At 49.7% G+C, this 23912-nt stretch carries 25 protein-coding genes, 1 tRNA gene and 1 pseudogene; 16 read left to right on the top strand and 11 right to left on the bottom strand.

From position 1 onward, the window contains the following. Positions 1 to 68: 68 nt before the first annotated feature. From JVX88_RS05265 to JVX88_RS05275, 3 genes are all read right to left on the bottom strand, one after another. Positions 69 to 1886 (bottom strand): tetratricopeptide repeat protein, encoded by a 1818-nt coding sequence (locus JVX88_RS05265; protein ID WP_211626286.1) that lies wholly within the window; start codon positions 1884 to 1886, stop codon positions 69 to 71. Between the two features lie 81 nt (positions 1887 to 1967). Next, a tRNA-Glu gene (locus tag JVX88_RS05270) sits at positions 1968 to 2042 on the bottom strand. A 95-nt stretch (positions 2043 to 2137) separates the two neighbouring features. Next, positions 2138 to 2680: a hypothetical protein gene (locus JVX88_RS05275; protein ID WP_211626287.1), complete on the bottom strand. Its 543-nt coding sequence runs from the start codon at positions 2678 to 2680 to the stop codon at positions 2138 to 2140. Between the two features lie 149 nt (positions 2681 to 2829). Between JVX88_RS05275 and JVX88_RS05280 the strand changes: the two genes are divergently transcribed. The 3 genes from JVX88_RS05280 (at position 2830) to JVX88_RS05290 (ending at position 4747) form a co-directional block, all read left to right on the top strand. Continuing rightward, positions 2830 to 3840, top strand: a complete 1011-nt coding sequence (locus JVX88_RS05280) for a YdiY family protein (protein ID WP_211626288.1) — start codon at positions 2830 to 2832, stop codon at positions 3838 to 3840. A gap of 78 nt (positions 3841 to 3918) precedes the next feature. After that, positions 3919 to 4380, top strand: coding sequence for a thioredoxin-dependent thiol peroxidase (gene bcp / locus JVX88_RS05285; RefSeq protein ID WP_211628621.1), 462 nt, complete (start codon positions 3919 to 3921; stop codon positions 4378 to 4380). 25 nt (positions 4381 to 4405) lie between these two features. After that, positions 4406 to 4747, top strand: coding sequence for a rhodanese-like domain-containing protein (locus tag JVX88_RS05290; protein WP_211626289.1), 342 nt, complete (start codon positions 4406 to 4408; stop codon positions 4745 to 4747). A 223-nt stretch (positions 4748 to 4970) separates the two neighbouring features. On the opposite strand, the gene JVX88_RS05295 is transcribed toward JVX88_RS05290, so the two are convergent. Further along, positions 4971 to 6308 (bottom strand): nucleotide sugar dehydrogenase, encoded by a 1338-nt coding sequence (locus tag JVX88_RS05295; protein WP_211626290.1) that lies wholly within the window; start codon positions 6306 to 6308, stop codon positions 4971 to 4973. Positions 6309 to 6475: 167 nt separating this feature from the next. On the opposite strand from JVX88_RS05295, the gene JVX88_RS05300 reads away from it, so the two are divergent. The 9 genes from JVX88_RS05300 to JVX88_RS05340 all read left to right on the top strand — a co-directional run bounded on the left by JVX88_RS05300 (position 6476) and on the right by JVX88_RS05340 (position 15645). Next, positions 6476 to 7684 carry a hypothetical protein gene (locus JVX88_RS05300; protein ID WP_211626291.1) on the top strand — a complete coding sequence of 403 codons (1209 nt, stop codon included), beginning with the start codon at positions 6476 to 6478 and terminating at the stop codon, positions 7682 to 7684. Positions 7685 to 7744: 60 nt separating this feature from the next. Continuing rightward, positions 7745 to 8611, top strand: coding sequence for a UbiA-like polyprenyltransferase (locus JVX88_RS05305; RefSeq protein ID WP_211626292.1), 867 nt, complete (start codon positions 7745 to 7747; stop codon positions 8609 to 8611). Continuing rightward, positions 8611 to 9171, top strand: coding sequence for a DUF6642 family protein (locus JVX88_RS05310; RefSeq protein WP_211626293.1), 561 nt, complete (start codon positions 8611 to 8613; stop codon positions 9169 to 9171). The genes JVX88_RS05305 and JVX88_RS05310 overlap by 1 nt, the downstream gene beginning before the upstream one ends. Before the next feature lie 51 nt (positions 9172 to 9222). Then, on the top strand, positions 9223 to 10203 hold the full coding sequence (locus JVX88_RS05315; RefSeq protein ID WP_211626294.1) for a radical SAM protein: 981 nt from the start codon (positions 9223 to 9225) through the stop codon (positions 10201 to 10203). Then, complete coding sequence (locus JVX88_RS05320; protein ID WP_211626295.1) at positions 10154 to 10558, top strand: EVE domain-containing protein; 405 nt, start codon at positions 10154 to 10156, stop codon at positions 10556 to 10558. Before JVX88_RS05315 ends, JVX88_RS05320 begins: the two co-directional genes overlap by 50 nt. Before the next feature lie 22 nt (positions 10559 to 10580). Then, positions 10581 to 11936 carry a hypothetical protein gene (locus JVX88_RS05325; protein ID WP_211626296.1) on the top strand — a complete coding sequence of 452 codons (1356 nt, stop codon included), beginning with the start codon at positions 10581 to 10583 and terminating at the stop codon, positions 11934 to 11936. Next, positions 11933 to 13393 (top strand): reprolysin-like metallopeptidase, encoded by a 1461-nt coding sequence (locus JVX88_RS05330; protein ID WP_211626297.1) that lies wholly within the window; start codon positions 11933 to 11935, stop codon positions 13391 to 13393. Before JVX88_RS05325 ends, JVX88_RS05330 begins: the two co-directional genes overlap by 4 nt. A gap of 79 nt (positions 13394 to 13472) precedes the next feature. Next, on the top strand, positions 13473 to 15086 hold the full coding sequence (locus tag JVX88_RS05335) for an acyl-CoA carboxylase subunit beta (RefSeq protein WP_211626298.1): 1614 nt from the start codon (positions 13473 to 13475) through the stop codon (positions 15084 to 15086). 22 nt (positions 15087 to 15108) lie between these two features. Then, complete coding sequence (locus JVX88_RS05340) at positions 15109 to 15645, top strand: DinB family protein (protein WP_211626299.1); 537 nt, start codon at positions 15109 to 15111, stop codon at positions 15643 to 15645. Positions 15646 to 15741: 96 nt separating this feature from the next. On the opposite strand, the gene JVX88_RS05345 is transcribed toward JVX88_RS05340, so the two are convergent. Then, positions 15742 to 15894, bottom strand: coding sequence for a lmo0937 family membrane protein (locus tag JVX88_RS05345; protein ID WP_211626300.1), 153 nt, complete (start codon positions 15892 to 15894; stop codon positions 15742 to 15744). Positions 15895 to 16140: 246 nt separating this feature from the next. Then, positions 16141 to 16758, bottom strand: a complete 618-nt coding sequence (locus JVX88_RS05350) for an inorganic pyrophosphatase (RefSeq protein ID WP_211626301.1) — start codon at positions 16756 to 16758, stop codon at positions 16141 to 16143. 29 nt (positions 16759 to 16787) lie between these two features. Between JVX88_RS05350 and JVX88_RS05355 the strand changes: the two genes are divergently transcribed. Continuing rightward, positions 16788 to 17360 carry an enoyl-CoA hydratase/isomerase family protein gene (locus JVX88_RS05355; protein ID WP_211626302.1) on the top strand — a complete coding sequence of 191 codons (573 nt, stop codon included), beginning with the start codon at positions 16788 to 16790 and terminating at the stop codon, positions 17358 to 17360. Here the strand turns inward: JVX88_RS05355 and JVX88_RS05360 are convergent. Then, positions 17357 to 18310, bottom strand: a complete 954-nt coding sequence (locus JVX88_RS05360; protein ID WP_211626303.1) for a hypothetical protein — start codon at positions 18308 to 18310, stop codon at positions 17357 to 17359. The two genes, JVX88_RS05355 and JVX88_RS05360, sit on opposite strands and share 4 nt — an antisense overlap. A gap of 65 nt (positions 18311 to 18375) precedes the next feature. Between JVX88_RS05360 and JVX88_RS05365 the strand changes: the two genes are divergently transcribed. The 3 genes from JVX88_RS05365 (at position 18376) to JVX88_RS05375 (ending at position 20658) form a co-directional block, all read left to right on the top strand. After that, entirely contained in the window at positions 18376 to 18699 is a 324-nt protein-coding gene (locus tag JVX88_RS05365) for a hypothetical protein (protein ID WP_211626304.1), read from the top strand. A 4-nt stretch (positions 18700 to 18703) separates the two neighbouring features. Beyond that, a complete protein-coding gene (locus JVX88_RS05370) occupies positions 18704 to 19468 on the top strand; it encodes an enoyl-CoA hydratase/isomerase family protein (RefSeq protein ID WP_211626305.1) in 765 nt (254 codons plus the stop codon). Between the two features lie 125 nt (positions 19469 to 19593). Next, on the top strand, positions 19594 to 20658 hold the full coding sequence (locus tag JVX88_RS05375) for a DEAD/DEAH box helicase family protein (RefSeq protein WP_211626306.1): 1065 nt from the start codon (positions 19594 to 19596) through the stop codon (positions 20656 to 20658). A 274-nt stretch (positions 20659 to 20932) separates the two neighbouring features. Here JVX88_RS05375 and JVX88_RS43885 read toward each other — a convergent pair. From JVX88_RS43885 to JVX88_RS05395, 4 genes and pseudogenes are all read right to left on the bottom strand, one after another. After that, positions 20933 to 21034, bottom strand: a pseudogene (locus JVX88_RS43885) (twin-arginine translocase TatA/TatE family subunit); the annotation flags it as partial. 49 nt (positions 21035 to 21083) lie between these two features. Continuing rightward, on the bottom strand, positions 21084 to 22061 hold the full coding sequence (selD, locus tag JVX88_RS05385) for a selenide, water dikinase SelD (RefSeq protein ID WP_211626307.1): 978 nt from the start codon (positions 22059 to 22061) through the stop codon (positions 21084 to 21086). A gap of 80 nt (positions 22062 to 22141) precedes the next feature. Further along, the gene (locus JVX88_RS05390) at positions 22142 to 23053 is read right to left on the bottom strand and encodes a ParB/RepB/Spo0J family partition protein (RefSeq protein WP_211626308.1); all 912 of its coding nucleotides are present in this window, start codon (positions 23051 to 23053) and stop codon (positions 22142 to 22144) included. After that, positions 23046 to 23807, bottom strand: coding sequence for a ParA family protein (locus JVX88_RS05395; RefSeq protein WP_211626309.1), 762 nt, complete (start codon positions 23805 to 23807; stop codon positions 23046 to 23048). The genes JVX88_RS05390 and JVX88_RS05395 overlap by 8 nt, the downstream gene beginning before the upstream one ends. Positions 23808 to 23912: the final 105 nt, after the last annotated feature.

A 23912-nucleotide genomic window follows, 5' to 3' on the forward strand; every position in this document is an offset into this window, starting at 1 on the left:
ATTGAATGACGATGGGAGATGAGAAGAGGGAAAACTTTCGGCGGTTTACTCAGGTGAATTTGCTTACACTATTTGGAACATCGCTCGGCCTGACGCCCGAGCGAGATCGCATCTGAGTAGTTCGGATCGATCTCTAGGGCTGACGCAGCGTAGTTTTTGACCTGCAGACATTCCCCACGCTCGAAGTAGATCCTGCCCAATGCTATGTGCGCATCGATCTGCCGATTGTCCCAGAAAAGTGCTGTCTTGAAGGAACTCATCGCTTGTTCACGGTCGCCGCGGCGAAGATGTATCTTGCCGAGCAATAAATAGCTTTCCGCATTCATCGGCTCGCCTGAGAGTATGCGGCGTATCACTGCCATCGCTTCTTCGTCGTTTCCGTTCTTGAAGTGCTCTCTGGCTTGCGCCAACAGATTGTCGGTCTCGCTCAAACGCGGCTGAGAAGCGACAGTATTCCGGCGATCCCGAAGAACAACGCTGACAAAATCGCTACGACGCGGCTGCGTTACACGCATTCTGATGTCCGGAATGGTTTGCGATCGTTGCCATTCGCGTTCGAGCGTGGCGTATCGGTTTGCCGTTGAAAGAAATGTACGAGCCTGATCGTCAACGACCGCTGCTGATTCATCCTTCAATGCCTGAAGGCTTTTTGCCAAAAGGTAGAAAGCTTCGCCGTCGCGAGGATTCGCCTCAATGGCCGCCCGAAACTGCGTCGCCGCATCGATGAAATTCTTCTGCAGGAACAGTGTATATCCGTAATTAAAGCGGATCGACGCGTCGTCAGGTGAAGAATCCGCCGCCGTTTTCAAAAGAGCGATACCCTCGGCCAATAATGCTGCAGCGTTCTGTTCATTGCGGCGTTCAGCACGCGATGCCTGAACAGCGATCGCACCAAGAGTGTTATACACGGTCGTGAGCTGCAGATCTTCGGCAAGCGGACGAAGAACTGCAAGTGCCTGTTCGAAATTGCCGCGTTCCCATTGGATAGTGCCAATATAGAATGAAGCCTCTGCAAAGCTTTCGTCGTTGCACCCAAGCATTCTGTCACCGGCTTTCGCCGCGGCCCGACACTGATTGTGAGCCGATACCACACGCTCGAACGCATCGATCGCTTCATTAAACTTACGCTGGCCCAAATATAGATGCCCTAGTTCGAGGGCTGCTTCGGCATAGGCAGATTCGGGATTGCTTTCCGAATACAGCCTGACCGCGTTCCGTAAGAAGTTTTCTCGCAACTCACCAGCCGGAGAAAGTAGCCCCTTGATGTATGCCTCAAATGCACGGGCCGGCACCTTACTGGCTGATTCGATCAGCTGATTTTGCGAGAACGGCAGGGCCTTGTCACGTTGATAAAGTATCTGATATGCGACCTGGCCCTGTACGGACTGCAAGTTTCCCAACGCATCGCGAAGCACTATGTCGCGGCTGATCTGTCTGTTCCCGATCTGTTCGCTTAGATAGCGGCCTTCCGCAACGAGGATTATTTTTACAGTAACGTCGATAATCGCGGCGGTGTCTTCGGCAGCAGGAGTTATCGAGTAACGGCCGGTTATCAATAATGTTGCCCCGGCCTCGCGGCTAAGCCTTAAAGATGATGCAAGGCTGGGTAAACTTGTTAACGGCATCCGAAGCCGTTGCTGTAAAAGTTTGCGTTCAGCGTTTGTTACAACATTAAGGCCGGGCACACGGAGCAGTTCGGATACGGAAAGAGCAAAACTTTCTCCGACCCAATTGAACTCTTGCATATCCGTCCGATTCTCGAACGGCATAACAAGCACGGTGTCACCTGCGGAAGACTGGCCGCGCGATTCTGCCGCTAATACGAAAGGCAGAACAATAATGAAAAGCGTCAGGAGCTTTCGGATCATTTCCATTGTGCCGACCATCCACTCAAGGCCTTAAAAGCAAAAATTCGCCTGATCTTCAAGCGAATTCACTACATATGATGCAAACTGTTGCAAAAAGGGTGGTATCCGGTACGGGATTCGAACCCGTGTTGCCGCCGTGAAAGGGCGGTGTCCTAACCCCTAGACGAACCGGACACATAAAACTTCGGCCAAAGATCGCGTCCGCTTTTCGCAGACGAACGGTTAGATTAACAAGCCAGCTTTGCGGTTGTCAAACGTTTGGCACCGCGTCAATAACTTATAAAACGAGACCAATTCCTGATCGCAACCGGGATCGGACAAGGCAAGGATCGGTCGCCATAAACACGAGCGTTCAAACGTGCTATGCGACTTTCGGCATTTTCAAGCAGCTCGTCCGGCGGCAGGTCCTCTCTTCTTTCATAACAAGCGTGCACTATACATGGCAGCGGCTTTGCGATGTTGTGAACTAAACATCCAATGCCGGCCTCAAATAGCGGACATGCGAAAGTTTTAAGCTCATTAGCGTCTGCTTGATCAAGTTTGAATGTACTTATCGCCCTAGTGGTTCGGTCCCTTACACGTTCGATCAATTCGCTAGGAAGATCTTGGATCGCTGCTCCGATAGCACGGGCTTCAAGACGCGTGATCCTTACATTTACATAATGCTCATCTTGGCAGCATTTGCCCGGAGAATCACATAGATCACAAGGTTTGGCTTTGGCTTCGTATCGTTCGCGGATCATTTTGGTGAAGGAATCGCGCAGTTCTTCGAGCTTAAAAAGTGCTCTTGTTTCTGAGATGGGTTTTATCATTTTACCATTCCCGTTAAAACGCCTGGTACCGATCTAGTTCGTTACCTGTGCTATCAGCGCATCTAATTCACATCACGTATTCATAATGTTAGCATTATCAACATCGGCTTCACCCTGCCGGTTAAAATTTCAAATAAAGGCTAGCACGTATGCTGAAGAAACTGCATTGGCTGGCGGCCCCATTGTTTGCGGCCGTACTCACTTCTGCCGTTTTTCCTAATGAGGTAAAACTCAAGAACGGAGACAAGATCTCCGGTAAAATAATCGAGCGCAATGATGAACACGTCATCATCGAGACCGATTATGCAGGAAAGATAATGATCTCCGCGGAGCACATCGCGTCGATCGCTGATAGAACCGAAGAGGCGTCAGCAGGAAATGCGGGAAATGATGCAAAGGCCATCCCCGTGACCGTGAAGGAAAAGACTGAACCGATAACGCCCCCTCCACCAAAGGCGAGGCTTTTCGGCGGAAGATATATAGGCATCGCCGAAGGGTGGGAAGGCAACGCGAACATCGGCTTCAGTTATACAACCGGCAATTCACGTACATCAACGATGACCACCGGTATTCGTGCCGTAAAGACCGGCGGTATCGACAAGCTGACGGTATATGTCCGAAGCCAGTGGCATAACGACCGGAAACGAACGGCCTTCAACACAACGCAGAACGCGATCTGGGGCGGCACAAGGTATGACAGAAATCTAAACGGTAAAATATTCGGTTTTGCTTCATATGATTTTGAGCGAGACCGCCCGAAACGGCTGAATTTTCGCTCTGTGCTAGGAGGTGGGGTCGGTTATCGTCCGATCCGAAATGAGAATACCGAAGTGGACCTTCTTTTAGGTGCGGCCTGGAACAGAACCTGGCAGATAGGCCCGAACACAGATACACCTGAAGGGCTTGCCGGTGCCGTTTTGAAACATCGCTTCCACGAGCGGCTGAAGCTGCAAAGCACCTTTACGGTTTACCAGAATGTTACCGATCGGCGTGAGTTCCGCTTCATTTTTGATTCAACCTTCTCGGCAGATATAACGAAGCGAATCGGGTGGCACATCACCGTTGGCGACCGCTTTAACAATGACCCGGTCGGCACTGCTGAAAAGAATGACGTACTGATCACTACGGGCCTGAGATGGAATTTCGGGAAAAAGAAATAATGGGCGATTGCGAACAAAGCGAGTATGGTTCAGAATCGTGATGAACAGAATATCAACCATACAAGGGGAAACGAGAATATGTTAGAGATCGGCAAGAAAGCTCCTGATTTTACGGCAAAGGATCAAAACGGAAATAAGGTAAAACTTTCCGACCTTCGCGGACAGCGTGTTGTTCTTTATTTTTATCCGAAAGACGATACTCCGGGATGTACGAAGCAGGCCTGTTCGCTTCGCGATTCATATGAGGTTTTTAAAAAGAAAGGCATTAAAGTGTTGGGCGTTTCGATCGACGATGAAAAGTCACATCAGAAATTCATCGAAAAGTACAAGCTGCCATTCGATCTTCTTGCGGACACTGACAAGAAGTTAGTTGAAAAGTATGGCGTCTGGGGCGAAAAAAGTATGTACGGCAAGAAGTACATGGGCACGCATCGGAAGACTTTTTTAATAGATCCTGACGGCAAACTGGTCAAGATATTCGATAAGGTAAAGGTTACTGAACATGCCGATGAGGTGCTGAAAGCATTTGGCGAGGCGTAAAGAAAGTGAAAAATTTCCAGTCAGTATGACCTCTAAAACAAAGATCGCGGCAATGTTTGCTATTGCGTTCTCGATCGCGGGCTGTCAGTCGGATAACGCGAATGTTTCCCAAGCCGGTCGGGAGATTCTAAATACACAACCATCGCCGGTGAAGAACAATATCCCCTTTCCTTCTGCCAAACGCATCTCGCTTGCAGACGCGAAAACCGCTTATGATGCCGGAACGGCGGTATTTATTGATACGCATTCCGAAGCTTCATTTACAAACGAGCATATTACCGGAGCTATAAACGTTCCCACGCTAAAAGTAGAGGAAAAATTCGATTCGATACCCAAGGGCAAAAAGATCATTGCCTATTGCTCCTGACCGGCCGAGAATGCAAGTGCCGGTCTGGTACAAAAACTCAATGAAAAAGGGATCGAAGAAGCATACGCTTTGCTTGGCGGGACTCAGGCATGGAAAAATGCCGGTTATCCAATGACCATCAAAGGAAAAAAATAAGCGTAAAACAAAAATGAGAAATTACAGATAAATTGCCGGATGCTGCACGAAGTCAGGTCGCGTCCCAGCGACTTAGATAGCCTCTCTATCAAAGCCGTATGATGGTTGCGGAGCTTTGTTTACGGAAATCCTCCGAAAGCGCGTTGCGTGTATCAACGATAAGTGACGAAATATCGCAAACGCGGCCATAGTCAACATCGGTATGGTCGGTACAGATCACCACGCAGTCCGTTTCGCGAATAAGTTCGTCGGTAAGTTCCCTGCTGAATAAAGGTTCGCCATCGCCGATAGTGTATGAATGGTCGAATGTTACCTCGGGAACGAAAGGATCGTGGTAATAGACATTCGCTCCGCGCGATCTCAGCAGGTCGATGATCGAAAGCGCCGGCGATTCGCGCATATCATCGATATCCTTTTTGTATGCAACCCCAAGGATGAGTATGTTTGCCCCCTTGACCGACTTTTCCTTTTCATTCAACGCGTCACGAACCAGCCCTGCAACGTATCTTGGCATCGAAGAATTCACCTGTTCTGCCAAGGAGATGAATTGTGAATCAAAACCGTGCTGACGAGCTTTCCATGAAAGGTAATGCGGGTCAAGCGGGATGCAGTGCCCCCCAATACCAGGCCCTGGATAAAACGGCATAAAACCGAAGGGCTTGGTAGCCGCCGCTCGAACCACCTCCCAAGTATCAATACCAAGTGCATTACACAAACGGGCCATTTCATTTGCCATACCGATGTTGATCGCTCGAAAAGTATTCTCCCAAAGCTTGCATGCCTCGGCGACCCGAGCCGATGAGACCGGGTGAACACTATCGACGATCGTCCCATAAAGCTTGGCCGCAACCTCGGTAGAAGCAGAAGATACGCCCCCGACCACCTTTGTTATATTATGTGTCTGAAACTGCGGATTGCCCGGATCGACGCGTTCCGGAGAGAACCCCAAGAGAAAGTCTTCGTCGAGTTTAAAACCTTTCGCCTCAAGCATCGGGAGTAGAACCTCATCCGTTGTTCCGGGATAGGTGGTGGATTCCAGAAGGACAAGCTGTCCCTTCCGCATGTATTTCTGGATCTCTTCACCCGCTGAAAGTATGAAGGACATATCGGGGTCCTTGGTCTTGCGAAGCGGCGTTGGGACGCAAATAACAATGACGTCACATTCTGTGAGCCGGGAAAAATCGGTCGTCGCGACCAAATGGCCCGCCTCAACGCACTTATTTAGGTTCTCGCTCGGCACATCTACGATGTAGGAAATGCCTTCATTTACCTGTTTTGCTTTATTCTCATCGACCTCAAATCCGATTCCGTCGAAACCTTTGAGGCAAAATTCGACAATTAGCGGAAGCCCCACATAACCTAATCCGATAACCCCGATCTTCGCTTTTCGTTGATCGATCGCTTGTCCTAATTTTTCCTTTAACATGCTTAAGTTCTGGCAGCGCCTGGAGCGGACCGCGGTCGCCAGGCAAAGCTTAAAGTTAGGCGAATACAATTACTTAGTCAAGATGCTGGTCGGCTATGTTAGACTTATCGTAACTTCCCGTCCGCGGGGCTGTTCATCGGCCTTTTCAGCCGCGGTTAGATCCGAATATGGCACTTAGCATTGAATCAACCAACCCGGTCGTAAGGGCCGTGATAGAGGGCAAAGCTCCGCGCAACGCACAGATTGCGGCGGCTCGCGGGATCTTGCCGCTGCCTCCGACAGACCTTCTGGAGATACTTGTAAACCTTGTGACATCGGAAGACGAAGAGCTCTCGAAGCTGGCTTCATCGACTATCCGGGAGCAGGACGCAATGCTTCTCCTGGATGCGATGAACGATCGATCGATAGCTGCTTCGGTGCTTGGCTACTTTGCCGAACATGCAGAGGTTGTGGAAGAAGTGGTTGCTACTGCTGCGATCAATAATGGCCGCACGCCGGAGGCCAGTATCATAGCACTGGCACAGAATGCAAAGAATGGCGAATTGCTTGAACTTCTTTCGTTGAATCAACAGTTGTTGCTGCGCTCGCCGGGGCTGATAGATGCAATTATCTCCAATCCGAACAGCACTTCAGAGGCCGGACGTCGAGCATCAGAGACCAAACGCGAGTTCTTTGAAAAGGAACGCGGGGCGAAGCAGATCGCTAATGAGCTTAGGGCACAAGGAAAGATCGCCGCAGCCGAGTTCTTTGAAAGCTCAGAAATGGATGGTTCCGATCTCTCTGCCGAGGACGCGATACTTTTGGCCGAGATGATCGAAATACCGGACGCGGACATCGACGATTCATGGATGGGCCTTGAGTATCTTGAAGAGTTTTACGAAGAAACTCCTGAAGAACGGGCGGCCATAGTGAACAGGATACTCGGTGAGCTTTCCGCAGATGAATTCGATCTACCGACCGAACGTATCTCGATGATAAATCGGATAATGAAGATGGGAATGAAAGACCGCGTGCGGTTGGCGATGAAAGGCGACCGCGAGGCGAGAAATATTCTCATACGCGATCCGAACCGCATCGTCTGCCAAGCTGTGGTGAACAATCCAAAGATAACCGAACAGGAAGTGGAGAAGATCGCCGCGATGCGTTCAGTAACTGAAGATGTGCTCCGAAAGATCGCAAACGATCGTCAGTGGGCACGCAGCTATCCGATAATGCATAACCTTGCGAGGAACCCGCGTACGCCGATAGCGAACGTGCTGCCAATATTAACGCGACTGCAATTACGAGATCTCACCGCGATCTCGAAGAGCAAAAATGTACCCGACGCAGTTCGCCGCCAGGCCCTCAGACTTTCCCAGGCCCGCTCCGGACGGTGATATGTTTTACCAAAGACGCGCTTTGTGAGATTTCCGATTATAATTTTCTAAATGACCGGAATGGTTTCTAAGCTTAAGACCACACTCGAGATGATAAAATTCGAGCACACGCTTTTTGCGCTTCCGTTCGCCTTTCTCGGGGCGATACTTGCGGCGAACGGCTTGCCGACGTGGCATCAGATACTATGGATCACGACCGCAATGATCGGCGCGCGTTCGGCAGCTATGACGTTCAATCGGATCGTCGATCGTGACATCGATGCCCAAAACCCGCGAACCGCCAACCGTGAATTACCGAGCGGACGGCTTTCTTTAGGATTCGCATGGGGATTTCTATTTATTTCAATCGGCATATTTCTTTTGGCATCTTGGTCGTTAAATTGGCTGACATTCGCGCTTTCGCCGGTCGCTTTGCTTAGCGTACTTGGCTACTCATACGCCAAACGGTTCACCGCCTTCGCACATCTGCTGCTCGGCTGGGCACTTGCCATTTCTCCGACCGCTGCCTGGATCGCGGTGCGCGGAGCAATAGATTCGGAAGTTCCGCTGCTCTTATCTTTGTTCGTACTTATGTGGACTGCAGGTTTTGACGTCCTGTATGCGTGCCAAGATCACGATTTCGACAAGCGTGCAGGGCTTCATTCGATCCCGGCACGGTTTGGCATTGCCCGCGCCCTCTGGATCGCTCGGCTTTTCCATTTTCAGGCGTTTATCGTTTTGGTACTGCTCTATTTAGTTTCCGGGTTGAGCTGGCCGGCTGTCGCCGGCGTTGCTCTGGTTGGGGCGCTGCTGATCTATCAGCATACCCTCGTCAAACCAAACGATCTTTCGCGAATGAACACCGCATTTTTCACGACGAATGCGTTCGTCAGTTTTATTCTGCTTATTTCGTTCGGTTCGGCTGTCTTTTTCGCAGAGCATCAGTAATGTCACGAAGGAAACGAAACATTGCTTGCCTTGAATCAATGTGGACGAGGCGTATCGAGAATCGGCTCAATGTCTTGCCAACGCTGGAACTGGTTTCACGTACCATGGAGGCCAGATTCAGCCACCTTACCTGCAACACACGAGAAGAACTCCGCTACAACCTGAATCTGCTGTGCAAACGCAATTATGGCGTTCTTTATTTCGCCTTTCACGGATCGCCGGGCAAGATACACCTTCACAGCGGAAAGATAACTTTGACCGAACTTGCCGAAATGATGGGCAAACGGTTCGGCAATTGGATCGTCCATTTTGGCACCTGCAGCACGATGCGAAAACCGCGCGAGGTGGCATATTTTGCGGAGGCTACCGGAGTTGCACTCGTGACAGGATTTACTAAGGATGTTGACTGGATAGAATCTTCGGCATTCGAACTGCTGCTCTTTAAGGCTTTTCAAACCTACCAGAGCCCCCGCGTTATCTGCCGCCACCTGCTCACCAAATATCCTGATCTGGCCGAATTGACAGGCTTCACCTATTTCCCGGAAGCCTTGTTGGACTAGTATTTACCAATACGCCCCACCCCTGATTTCTGATAAAATTATCTCATTAGTATGCAGTTCTCATTTGATAAGAATTTGATCGACATTGCCTTCAAGGTTGAAGACGGCGAGCGGTTGACGTTTGACGAAGGTATGGCGTTGTTCCAAACGACCGACCTCAACGCGCTGGGTAAACTCGCAGACACGGTTCGGCGCCGCAAGCACGGGCTGACGACGTATTACAACGTCAACCGTCATTTCAATCACACGAACATCTGCGTCGCGGACTGCAAGTTCTGCGGATTTTATCGCCGTGCTCGTCAGGAAGACGCATACACGCATTCGATCGAAGAAGGCATCGAGATCGCACGCGCGGCGGTGGCCGAGGGAGCGACCGAATTGCATATCGTCGGCGGGCTCAACAGCAAACTTCCCTTCAGCTATTACACCGATCTTTTTTCGTCGCTAAAGCGCGAGTTTCCAAAGCTGCATCTCAAAGCCCTCACGATGGTCGAGCTCGACTTCTTTGCTCGGTTTTACAAGATGTCCGACGAAGATGTCATCGAAAAGCTCAAGGCCGCAGGAATGGATTCCTGTCCCGGCGGCGGTGCCGAGATCTTTGCCGAACCCACACGTTCACGCATCTGCGACCATAAATGCGACGGCGACCGCTGGCTCGAACTTGCCGGCAAGGTTCACAAAGCCGGCCTGAAGACAAACGCGACGATGCTCTACGGCCACATCGAATCGATCGAAGACCGCATCGACCATCTCGTGCGTCTTCGCGAACAGCAGGACAAGACCGGCGGCTTTCAGTGCTTTATCCCGCTCGCGTTCTATCCACCTGGCACGGCGTTACACTTGGAGCGAAGAGCAGAACAAGAACAGCATCCGTGCAAAGATATTCAAGCCCATAAGGCCCTACGTGGAGCGGATGGCTCGCTGGCTGAACAAAAAAGCGGTAAAAGCTCAAAAGAAAACCTAGAAGTATTGGAAAAAGAAAATGAACTATTGGCTGGTGAAACAAGAACCCGGTTCGTATTCTTTCGATGATTTTCAGAAAGAGAAAAAGACGGATTGGACCGGTGTGCGAAACTATCAAGCTCGGAACTTTTTGCGCGATATGCAGAAAGGTGACGAGGTTCTCTTTTATCATTCCGGCGATGAAAAGGCGGTTGTTGGGTTCGCAACCGTTTCGAAAGAGGCATTTCAAGACCCGACCGCGGATGATCCGGCTTGGATTGCTGTTGAGCTGAAGGCAGGTAAAAAACTTAAGACTCCGGTTCCGCTTTCTTCAATCAAGGCTGAACCTAAGCTATCGAATATTTTGCTTGTCAGGAACGGCCGTATTTCTGTTATGTCGCTTACAAAGGCCGAATTTGACCAAATTGTAAAGATGGGTAGCTAACCAATGCTGTCCTCCTGCAAATATGCATAAAGAAGCCGTCGCCTACTATCATTCGCTGCTCGAAGATCACGAACTTGCTAATGAAAGCTTTGAACAACTTCAAAGTGGCCTTGAGCGAAATCTTCTGATCTTCGGCGGACGTCCGCTGTCGCCCTATCTCCGCCCACATTTTGTGAAGCGTTCGGATTGGCAAAAGGCCGCGAACGCTTGCGAAACCATATGGAGCGCATTGCAAAAAGTAAAAGATGCGGCCGTTAGTGACGAACTGCTTCTGGATGAGCTCGGCATCACCGAAATAGAAAGAGAGCTTGTAAAGATCGATCCCGGATACAGGCAAGTTTCACCGACGGCCCGTCTTGATTCGTTTCTTACCGAAAGTGCGTATAGCTTTGTTGAACTCAACGGGGAAAGTCCCGCGGGCATAGCTTACGCCGACGCCGCGTCAGAGATATTCACGGATCTTCCTGTGATGAGGAAATTTGGGGAACGGTATCCTTACTCGGGATTTTCGGGTAGGGAGAAGATGCTCAGCGTTCTCCTCGAATGCTGGAACGAATTCGGCAGCGGGAAGGCTAATAGAAAGCCGATCATCGCGATCGTGGATCTAAAAGACCTGCCAACGCAAAAAGAATTTGATCTGTTCCGTGACTATTTCGAAGCGCAGGGCTACGATGCCGTTATCTGTGCGCCTCAAGACCTTGAATTTGATAACGGAAAGCTGTGGTTTGGCGGTGTGGCAATTGACGTTATTTACAAGCGGTTACTCGTAAATGAATATTTGCCGATAATGGACGAAGCTCCGGCTCTTTTGGAAGCATATCGGGCCGGCGCGGTGTGTATGGTCAATAGCTTTCGGGGAAAGCTGATCCATAAGAAGGCTATTTTTTCTGTCCTCACCAATGAGAAATACGCTAAACTTTTTAATGGGACGGAAACGGAAGCTATCGCCGCTCACGTCCCATGGACGCGAAAGTTTCGCGAGGAACGAACCCTAAATGCGGGAAATGAGATCGATCTGGTCGAATGGACCCGTTCGAATTCGTCAAAACTCGTTTTAAAGCCGAATGATGATTATGGTGGCCACGGCATATACATCGGTTGGAATTCGAGTGAAGCCGAGTGGGATGCGGCGATTGCGGCAGCCCTTGCCGATGGTGATTATCTTGTGCAGGAACGTGTAAGCACCGCCAAAGAGATGTTCCCGATGATATTTGACGAACACGGAAAATGGGGAATGGTCGAACAGCTTGTTGACCTTGACCCTCTTCTTTTTAATGGGATTGTCGGTTCCGCTTTCACGCGGCTTTCTACTTCCGAATTGGCGAATGTTTCTTCTGGTGGCGGCATGGTGCCGACATTTATTATTGAGAATCAATGATGAAGATCTTACTATCCGGCTTATTTCTCTTATTTTTTTCGATCACAGTTGTGAATGCTCAAACTAGGGCAAAACTTTTCAGCATCACTAAAACCGAGAGTGTCTTTACAGAAAAAAGCTCGCCTGCCAGCATTGCTGAATTTATGATCGAATTCGCCAGCGAGGCTTTTACCGCGCCCGACGTCTTTGAGATCACGTTCGACGAAGGTAAGGTTCATACCGCTTCGCGTCTGTCTAAGGAATTTCGGGCGATGGATGACGTTACGTGGCGAGGCAAGATCCTGGAAGGGAAATTCGAGGGCGATGTTATATTGACCTTCCTAAAGGGCCACGTTGCCGGACTAATTTATACTCCGGATGCCGTCTATGAGATCATCCCGCGTGGGCAACATCATATCCTGGCTAAATTGGATCAATCGCTTTTCCCCGAATGCGGTGGCGAGATCAGATCAGAGGAAAAGCAGTTTGATCGTCCGAAAAACGAGGCGGGGCCGGCTGTTGATTCTGGTGATCGGATCGATGTTCTTGTTGTCTATACGACGGCAACAAAGAATTTCCTCGGTGGCGACGTACAGGCGCAGGTGCTCTCCCAGAATGCCATTGACTCAACCAATACCGCATACGTTAACAGCCGGATACGCCAGCGTGTCCGAATGGTGAGCGCACAGGAATGGGTTTATACAGAAACGACGAGCTACAGCACTGACCTCAGCAATTTACGAAACAGCGCAACCATCCAAACAACAAGAAACACCGTTAACGCAGACCTTGTAGCAGCAATAGGCGAGATATCTGGAGCCTGCGGCGTAGGCTACCTTATGGGCAGCAATCCATCAGGCAATCCCAACAATGGATTTACCGTTACGGCACGAAGCTGTGCTGTCGGCAACCTTTCATTTGCTCACGAGCTCGGGCATAACATGGGTAGCCAGCACAATCCTGAGAACGGAAGCGGTGCGACATTTCCTTATGGCTATGGACACTACGCTAATGGTGTGTTCCGAACAGTTATGTCTTATGTCGATCCGTGTCCGAATGGCTGCACCCGACGAGCATACTTTTCCAATCCGTTCATTGCGTATCAAGGTATTCCGACCGGCCTGGATAATCTTCGCGATAACGCTCGCTCGATAAACAACACGGCTGATGCTATTGCGAACTACCGTTACAGCGGTTCGAGCATCTTGCTTCAATCATATGCAGCGGGCGGGACAGTGCCCCGCGGAATTCAACGAACTGTTACCTGGGCATCGAACAATATAGCAGGGAATGTAAGAATCGAGCTATCACGTGATCTGGGTCTAAACTGGACCACACTTGTTGCGAATACTCCCAACGATGGCAGCGAACCAATAACGGTCTGGGGGCAAGCTAGTCGAAGGGCGTGGCTTCGGGTCGTTAGCGTTGACAACCCTAATATATCAGACACAAGCACCGGATCCGTTAGCATTCGTTGATGTATATCGATCAGATCATTTTCCTCAAAGCCCATCCATCGCGATGGGCTGTTTAATTTTTTTGTGTAGAATATTGGCAATGAACGACGTTCCCTCTAGCAGACTTCGAAAATTAACAAATGAGTTCCTTCGACTCTCAGAACGACTCAAGCAAGGTGGCGGGCCGGAGAAGATCCAAAAACTCCACAAGCAAGGCAAGCTAACGGCTCGTGAACGCATCGAGCTTTTGCTCGACAAAGGCACCTTCTCGCAAGAGATCGGATTACTTGTTGCATATGACGAGTACGGCGGGCAGGCGCCAGCGGCCGCCGTTGTAACGGTTGTCGGGAAGATCCATGGCCGAGAATGTGTTGTTGTTGCCAACGATGCGACCATCAAGGCCGGAGCCTGGTATCCGGAAACGATAAAGAAGATCTTGCGCGCTCAGGAGATAGCGATGCGAAACCGTGTTCCCATCGTGTATCTCGTTGATAGCGCGGGGGTGAATTTGCCTTATCAGGGAGGTGTTTTTCCGGGGCAGTACGGTGCCGCCCGCATCTTTTATTACAACTCGATTATGCGGCGCTATTTGAAGGTTCCCCAGATTGCCGCTGTGATGGGAATGTGCGTTGCGGGCGGTGCGTATCTACCGGCGTTGTCGGACGTTATTCTAATGGTCGAAGGCACTTCCTTTATGGGGCTTGGCGGTGCCAACCTTGTGAAAGGGGCGACGGGCCAAACTATCGACAATGAAACACTTGGCGGAGCAATGACCCATAATTCAATCTCCGGGGTTGCTCATTACCGAACAGCAAATGATGAAGAATGTCTCGAGAAAATACGTTGCCTTGTATTGGAGCTGCCAGGAAAAGAACCGACTCGCGTGTCGATTCAAGGTAGTCGTGATCCTTTAGCTGCTAGCTTTAAGCTTTACGATATCTTGCCTGAGGACCACAAAGCTCCTTACGATATGTACGCCGTCCTTGAGACATTTATTGACGCGGACTCGCTTGATGAATTCCAGGCGGACTATGCAAAAGAAATGATCTGCGGAACCGCCCGGATCGGCGGTATTACGGTAGGGGTTATAGCGAACAGCCGCGGAATGTTCAAGGGGAAGCAAGGAGAGCCTCCGCGTTTCGGTGGGATCGTTTATACTGAGTCTGCCGAAAAGACGGCATATTTTATCGAAAACTGCGACCGTCATTCAACGCCGCTACTTTTTGTCCAGGACGTTTCCGGTTTTATGGTTGGCGCCGATGCCGAACATAGCGGCATCATCCGCGCCGGTGCTCGTTTTGTCGAAGCAATGGCGACCGCCGCCGTGCCGAAAATAGTCTTGACGATAAACCACGCATCAGGAGCAGGATACTATGCGATGGCGGGGCTAGGTTTCGATCCGGATTTTATCTTCACTTTGCCGACAGGCCGAATGGGCGTGATGGAAGGTGACAGCGCCGTTCAGGCGATGTTCGGAACGCAGCTTGAAAAACTCAAAAAAGAAGGCACGGAGCCAGACGAGGCAATGCTTTCCGAGATGCAAAAGGTCCGCGAAACCTATGACCGCGAACTCGACGCAAAACATGCCGCCGCTCGCGGCCTGGTCGATGCCATTGTTACACCTGAAGACGTTCGCGATTCGCTGATACTGGCACTTGAAACGTGTCTAAACACATCAAACCCGCACATCGGTCCATTTGTGTTGACAGCCTAAATTAGAGTCCTGATCTTGATGAATGTCTATTACCAGTATGGACTTTGACGTTAACGATGCAAACGCCGTGCTCTCAGCAACACCGAGAACTTTGCGTGCTTGGCTTGGCGATCTGCCAGTTGAGTGGACTGCCTCAAATGGCGATCATAACGACTGGCAGCCGTTTGATATTGTCGGACATTTGATCCACGCAGACGAAACTGATTGGATACCGCGGGCCAGAGTCATCTTGGCACAGGGCGAAGATCTCCATTTTCCACCTTTCGATCGTTTCGGACAATTTGAAAAGACGAAAGGCAAAACACTCAAGACACTTCTAGAGGAATTCGCTGTTGTTCGCCGGAAGTGTCTTGATGAATGGTCATCATGGAAACTCACCCCTGAAAAACTTGCACTTATTGGGATACACCCGGAGTTTGGTGAGGTGTCGCTCGCTCAACTGCTATCCACCTGGGTGGTTCATGACCTGACGCACATCCGCCAGATCGCCATAGCAATGGCTCGTCGGTATGAGGAAGCAGTTGGTCCCTGGAAAGCTTACTTGAGTATTTTGAACTAATTGAATTCTAGGTAGTTCAAACGTGCGTTCGCCTGTTTTCGTAACTATGAGATGTGGGCGGGGTGAGGACCCGCCGCAAGTCAGGATAGAATTACATTATACTGGGCGTCGGCCCGTTATCAGCTGAACAATAAGAACCACAACAGCTACCACAAGAAGTATGTGGATCAGATTACCGAGCGCCGCTCCGGCAACGCCGAAACCAAGTGCCCAAAGTACCAAAAGAATTATAAAGATAGTCCAAAGCATTATTTTCCCTCCCTTGTGTGATTTAGATCTAGCAGATATAGACTATATAAACTAAGAGTCCTTCTGCTTGCTAAGTTTACTTCGGTTTTAGTGTTAGCAAAGGGTGTGCCAAATAATATTCCCCAGCAAAAACCTATATCCACTCAAGGAAACGGAAAATTATGAATTAAATCGATACATACTAAATTCTATTCAGCAGGTCAGATCAAAGTTTCAGCAACGAAATCAATACAAGTGCAAAACTAGTCAAAGTTTGTCTTGGATTAGGTGCTTGTAATCCGCGGCTGCGTTCCTGATAACGCTGTAGGATTCCTCGCGTCCATATGAGTATGCGATCTCACACTGGTTTGGCTGATCCGGTAGGGATTTGTATGTCAGGAAATAGTGTTCAAAGCGCTCGAGTATCCCCTTTGGCAGCTGAGCGATCTCTTGATACTGTTCAAAGACTTTGTCACCTTTAAGTACCGCAATTATCTTGTCGTCGGCCTGGTTATCATCCACAAGGCAAAATCCGCCGATGGGCCTTGCCTTCAGGATGATGTCGCCGCGTGGTATATGGTGTTCCGAAAGGACAAGTATGTCCAACGGATCGCCATCCCCACCATTTATTGTCAGATCGGTTTTTGACCGAGCAAGTTCCGCAATTCCAATGTCGCAGTACGTTTGTGGGACGAAGCCATAGTTCGCAGGAACAACGTTCGAATATTGCTGCGGTCGATCGATCTTTAGGTAACCCGTTTCCTTATCGACCTCGTATTTTACTGTGTCTCGTGGGACTATCTCAATAAAAACAGTTACTTCCTCCGGCGCTGAGCCGCCGATTGGAATGCCGTGCCATGGATGAGCTTTGTCAGTACGGTACATACTTATTATTATTTGTTCTTCAGAAACCTATGTCTAATGGGGTAAGGGTTGAAAGATCCGACTCGACAATAGTGATCAAGTTCGTTCGGCCGGAACTCCGCAATCCGCTTTCGTTATCTGTGCTTGATGAAATGGACCACGCTCTTGACCTAGCTAAGATATCTGGTGCGGAACGTATCATTTTCACCGGAACCGGAAACATTTTTGCTTCAGGTGCAGATCTTCGGGAGATAAATGCGGTTGAGCCTGAACGTGTTCGCGGATTTGCCGCGCGAGGACAACGCCTTATGGAGCGAATAGAACAGTGCCCGCTAACAACGACCGCTTTAATTAATGGAGCGTGTTACGGTGGTGCGCTTGATCTTGCGCTTTCCTGTGAGCAGCGGATCGCCGTTGCGGAGGCCACTTTTTGCCACCCTGGAACCGGCCTCGGAATTATAACCGGATGGGGTGGGACACAGCGTCTTCCTAGGTTGGTCGGCCAGGCAAACGCGTTGAGAATGTTTTTTACAGCGTCGCCGATTTCAGCAAGTGAAGCTCTTCGGATCGGACTCATTGATGCGATAACTGAAGATCTCGCTTCGTGTATCTTAAAAAGTTAATTCTTTACATCTCCTGAGCGAACCTCCACATCAGGATTGGTAAATCTCGTATATTCCATATTCGCCCTGACGTCAGGAATCACCCTTTTCTTCTTTATTTGAAGGGTAAATACCTCGACCATTATCTTAGCGGGCGTGAAGATCGCGAATTCACTTTCAGAATAGGTAAAGTCTGACCGGGTTACGATCACCGGGGCGGGGAATCCATTAGGTTGCGCGGTCATCTCTCTTATTTCGCGCAAAATGTGATGGGTTGCGGCATCGATCCACAACGTTCCCCGAAGTCTCGGATTTAGCGGAACTCGCGTGTCAGTATCCACGGCCACATCCACCAGAACATCCTTAGCTCTCTTGTCCTGGGTGTCATAGATCCTTACGTTTTCACTGGGATTGATCTGTTGGTAGAAAACAACGAGAACCGGTTTGCCTTCTATCTCATCGTGTTTGAGGAATTTGAATTCCATTATTTCACGGAAATTCTCTGCAAGTGGAATTCCTTGAAAGAGAGTGTAGCCCTCGATCTCAAATTCATCGCGGCGGAAGCTTTCTTTTCGGATCTGTTCGATTTCGTCTTTTGAAGAGGCAGCGCGCGAGAGCTTTTCAAAGAAATCTTTAGCGCGAACATCTGCTTTTCCGATCGGTTTCCCATCGACAGAAGTGATGTGCCTGTATTCCATCATTCGATCGTCGTCGCTGGAAAGTTGATAAACAATAAATGTGGAGCCGACGGTGCGACGTCGTCTAACAGAGCCATCTTCCCTCAAGACCTCGAAGGTTCTAAGTTCTTCCGATATCAGGTTTCGGAACGATGCCACATATTCCTTTGATCGTTCAGCCGCTTTTTTGATGACTTCGAGTACGTCCGTTTCGGTCTTTGACTGAGCATTTATGGGAACAACAATAAATGCAACTGAGAGGATGATGTAAATGTGAAAACGGATTAGCTTCATTACGATAAGAAATTCGACCTCCGATAGGTTATTATCATATCAAACTTAGATCAGAGGTTTTTATTATGCGGGTTCAGTTGAAAGATATAGCCCACGCACGTTCGGGAGATAAAGGAGATACTGCGAATATCGGCCTTATAGCTTTGAAGGACGAATATTACCCATTACTTGTTCGCGAGGTTACTGCCGAGCGCGTCAAACAGCATTTTGGTGAAATGGTCACCGGAGAGGTCGAACGATTTGAGTTACCGAATCTGAATGCTCTTAATTTTCTTCTGCATGGAGCCCTGGGTGGAGGCGGGACATTGAGCCTCATGACGGATGCTCAAGGAAAAACTTTCTCGACAGCACTTTTGCGGATGTACATCGATGCCCCAGAATTAAACTGATCTTATGCCTGTCGTCTTAACTTCGACCGAAGATGCGGTCCACATCATCACACTCAACCGCCCTGATAAGCGAAATGCTTTGAATGATGAACTGATCGATGAGCTGAAGACAGCTTTACGTTATGCAAATGATGATGATAGCCTGCGAGCAGTGGTGATTCGTGGCGCGGGCAAGGACTTTTGCTCCGGTGCCGACCTTTCTTCTATACAGAAAATAGCGACTGCAACATACGAAGAAAATCTCGAGGATGCCCGTTCCCTAGCCGAATTGTTTAGCCTTATTCGTGAAGTGAGAGTCCCAGTGATAGCCGCAGTCCATGGCCGTGCTTTAGCAGGCGGATGCGGGCTCGCGACTGCGTGTGATCTGGTTATTGCCACAAAGAGCGCACGTTTCGGTTACCCGGAGGTGAAGATCGGCTTCGTGCCAGCAATGGTATCGGCGATCGTTCGTCGGAACATTGGGGAGAAAAAAAGCTTCGAACTTTTGACGCAGGGCTTCGAGTATTCTGCACAAGAGGCCGAATCGCTCGGCCTTGTGAATAAGGTATTTGAGGATGAAGATTTTGAAACGTCGCAGATCGAATATGCTTCGGTTTATTCAAGGTTAAGCCCTTCAGCGGTCTCGCTATGTAAATCGCTTCTTTATAAGATCGATGGCACATTATTTAGGGAAGCCCTGGAATTTGGCGCCGCAACTAACGCCCAAGCCCGAATGACAGATGATTGCCAGAATGGCATCCGTGCGTTTTTGGAACGAGACAGATCCTAAAATAACGCGTGAGCTATCTCTTCTGTCCAAATTTTCATCAACCTATCGCACGCGAATGTAGGCCAACTTCGTTTTGCACTGATTCTTGCCTTTTGCGCAGACGTTCTCCGCATTATAATTAACCTATGCAATTTCGTCTCATAAGTGAAAATAAGCCGAAGGGGGATCAGCCGGAGGCTATCCGGCAATTGGTCGAGGGTTTGAATTCGGGAGCGCGCGATCAGGTTTTGCTTGGAATTACAGGTTCGGGAAAGACTTTCACCATTGCGAACGTAATACAGGAAGTTCAGCGGCCGACGCTTGTACTGGCTCACAATAAGACTTTGGCCGCACAGCTTTATCAAGAGTTCAAGACTTTTTTTCCGGAGAACGCGGTCGAATATTTTGTTTCCTATTACGACTACTATCAGCCTGAGGCCTATGTGCCTGCCGCCGACCTTTATATAGAGAAAGAGGCAACAATAAATGATGAGATCGACCGGCTGCGGCTCTCTGCAACGCGCGCACTCTTTGAACGTCGTGATGTTATTGTAGTCGCGTCGGTCTCATGTATCTATGGCCTTGGAGATCCGGATGCGTATTTTGGGATGCTGATGTTCATCGAGCCGGGCATGCAGTTGAAACGGGAAGACTTGTTGAAGAAGTTGGTTGAACTCCAATATGAGCGGGTGAACATCGACTTTGACCGCGGAACTTTCCGTGTTCGCGGCGATGTTGTTGAGGTCTATCCGAGCTATCAGGATCAGGCTTACAGAATAGAGTTTTGGGGTGATGAGATCGATTCGATAGCGACTATCGATCCGCTGTTAGGAGAAGTTGTGTTCAAGCATACGTCGCGGCTGCCGATATACCCGAAAACACATTATGTTATGTCGAAAGACACGATAAAACGTGCGGTGCAGACCATACGTGCGGAGCTTGACGAACATGAGGAAAAGCTGATCGGTGAAGGGAAGATCGTTGAGGCTCAGCGGCTACGGCAGCGCACGATGTATGACCTTGAGATGATCAAGGAGATGGGCTTCTGTCGTGGCATCGAGAACTATTCGCGTCATCTGACGGGCAAAAAGCCGGGCGAGCCGCCGCCGACCTTGCTTGATTATTTGCCGCAAGATGCATTGATGGTGATAGATGAATCGCACCAGACGCGTCTTCTTCATTGTCCGGCAAAAGGGTTTCGGCTACATTAGGCTTGTCGTTCGCGATCAAAGAGTTGCTGGTTTCCTCCGCTGCCGCCGAAAGCTTTTCAAATTCTCTCTTGTCGATCGAACGTACCTCCGGCGCAGCCAATTCAGATTCCATCTTTCGTTCCCGAGCGATGGTTCTTTCCTCTTCGACTTCTTTCTCTATTGCGTCAAGATCAAGTGCCTTTTCCTCTCCTTCCAGATCTACCTCGCGCTCCCAGGTCTGACGAAATTCATTCGACGTTTGGCGGAGATCGGCGACGACCTTTCCGATCTTTCGCGCATACTCCGGCAAGCGGCGCGGGCCAAGGAATATCAAGGCGACCAACGCTATCAGGATCAATTCCTGGGTTCCAAGGCTTTCGAGAACTAAGAGAAACATTTTTCTATTCTCTGCCGGCTACATAAGCATGCCGCCTTTACGTCGCGATCTATTCAACCGTGATCAGAACATCCGCTCTTTCGACCACTCGGCCAACGACCGCGGCTTCAGGTACTTGAGTCAAAAATTTATCGGCTCCCGCTTCCGAAATACTGATCAAAAGTCCGCCGGCGGTCTGCGGGTCGAAAAGAATGCTCTGCATAGTTGCGGATACAGAGCCATCGAATGCGACGCTCTCATCAACGTAGATCCTGTTATTCCTATCTCCGCGCGTAAGCATCCCCTGTTCGACAAGTTCAACCACGTCCGGAAGAAGCGGCACTTTCGAAGATTGAATTCTAAAAGTAACGCCGCTGGCACGTGCCATCTCGAACGCATGGCCCAACAGCCCGAATCCGGTAACGTCCGTGCAGCCGTTCGCTCCAGCACTAACCATCGCCTCAGAAGCAGCGCGGGCCGAAGTGCTCATCGCTGCAAGACATGCCTCTGTAGCCTTTTCGCTCGCAACGCCGCGTTTTACTGCCGTATTGATAGCTCCGGTTCCAATCGGTTTTGTTAACAAAAGAATATCTCCGGGCTTTGCCCCCGCATTTGTGATGACACGGTTCGGATCGATAGTTCCCGTAACTGCATAGCCAAACTTCATCTCCTGATCATCTACAGAATGCCCGCCCAAAATAGCGACACCCGCTTCGCTCATCGCGTTTTGCCCGCCGAGAAGTATTTTTGCCAAAACATCCCAATCACCCTTTTGAGGATAACAAACGACCGAAAGCGCGGTAAGCGGCCTGCCGCCCATTGCATAGATATCATTTAGCGAATTGATAGCAGCGACGCGGCCATACGTCTCCGGATCATCAGCCACGGGCGTGAAAAAATCTACTGTTTGCACAAGTGCAACGCTGTCCGAAAGGCGAAATACACCTGCGTCGTCGGCAGTATCAAAACCGACGATCACATTTTCATTCATCTGTTTCGGAAGCTTGCTCAACACCTGAGCAAGGTCGCCTGGGGCGAGTTTTGCCACTCAACCAGCACAGGAGACCATTTCCGTCAAACGCTTGGTCATTCGTGTTGTCCTCCTTTATTGATCATCGACGAAAAAGTTCATTCGCTGAAAGCTGCCTCACTTGAACGTCCCATCAGCAGTTGGAATATGCGGTCGAGGTCATCATTATTGTAGTACTCTATCTCGATCCTGCCGGCGCCATCCTTGTTTCCGGGACGAATCTTTACGTTCGTCCCAAGAGCACGCATCATTTTCGTTTCGGCATAGCGCAGATTAGGATCGATCGACCTTTCTGAAATTTTGTTCTGAGGTTTTGCTGATGGGCGTGACGTGGCCCGCTTTATGGTTCGTTCAGCCTCTCGGACGGACATTTGCCGCTCGATCATTTCACGGGCCGCCCTTATTTGCGTCGAGCGGTCATCTGAGAGGAGCAGGGCTCGTCCGTGTCCTGCTGAAAGCTTTCCCTCTTCGATCAGCTTCTGAATCTCTTCAGGTAACTTTAGCAACCGCAGTGCGGTCGCTATTAATGATCTTTCCTTACCAACGCGTTCGGCTATCTGCTCCTGCGTAAGTCCAATGGTATCAATAAGTTTACGGTATGCAGCAGCCTCTTCGATCGGGTTGAGGTCTTCACGCTGTATATTCTCTATCAATGCCAGTTCGACAATATGATCATCATCTACCTCGCGCACCACGACAGGTACGCGAGAAAGCCCTGCTCTTTGTGCTGCCCGCCAGCGCCGTTCTCCGGCTACGATCTGATATTGGTCGCCCTTTTCACGCACAACTATCGGCTGAACAATACCGTTTGCCGCAATGGAAGCTGCAAGCTCATCAAGCGCTTTCTCATCAAAACGCGTCCTCGGTTGTTCGGGATTGCCGCTTATCCGCGTGATGTCTATTTCTGTAACACCTTTGGCTACAACAGTTAGGGCGTCCTGGTCGGCATTTTCACGCGCCGGCTCACCCAAAAGGGCACTTAGTCCGCGTCCGAGCGGTTTTCTAGCCATGTTCGATGATCTCCTTTGTTAACTCCAAATAGCTTGTAGCTCCCTTCGAACGAGGGTCATATAAAAGTATCGGCTTTCCAAAACTCGGGGCCTCAGCAAGCCGAACATTCCTCGGAATAACAGTTCGCAACACCTGCGGGCCATAGAAATCACGAAGATCTTTAGCTACCGCGGTTGAAAGGTTGGTCCGCTCATCAAACATTGTCAGCAAAAGTCCTTCGATCTTTAGATCAGGATTCAGCTCCCGCTTCAGGCGAGATAGAGTTTCGAAGAGTTCTGCAACGCCTTCCAGTGCAAAATACTCGGTTTGGATCGGTACAAGAAGCGAATCTGCCGCAGTTAAGCCGTTTATGGTTAGAATGCCGAGTGAAGGTGGACAATCAATTATAATATAGTGGAAAAACTCTCTGATCGGGTGGAGAAGGTTTTTGAGAACGATTGCCCGATTGGTATCTTCAGCAAATTCGATCTCAACTCCTGCAAGGTCCTTATCAGACGGAAGCACCCAAAGCTTTTCGATCTCTGTAGGCAAGACTGCCTCGCGAACTGAATCACCCGATACAAATGCATGATAAAGAGACTTGCGGCCGGTCCGCTTCTCAATGCCGGCACCTGAGGTTGCATTACCCTGTGGATCAGCGTCAACGAGCAGGACTTTCCGGCCTGCCATAGCCAATCCTGCTGCAAGATTTATTGCAGTTGTTGTTTTTCCTACGCCGCCTTTTTGATTAGCGATAGCGATTATTCTGCCCATATGCGGAGGTCGGCCTCCAGGTAGCTCCGCAAGAGGCGACTTTTGAAATGATTTTAGGCTAAATGTGGAAGAACACAAACCGAACTAGGTTTAATTGTGGAACGT

Source organism: Leptolyngbya sp. 7M (genome assembly GCF_018128485.1).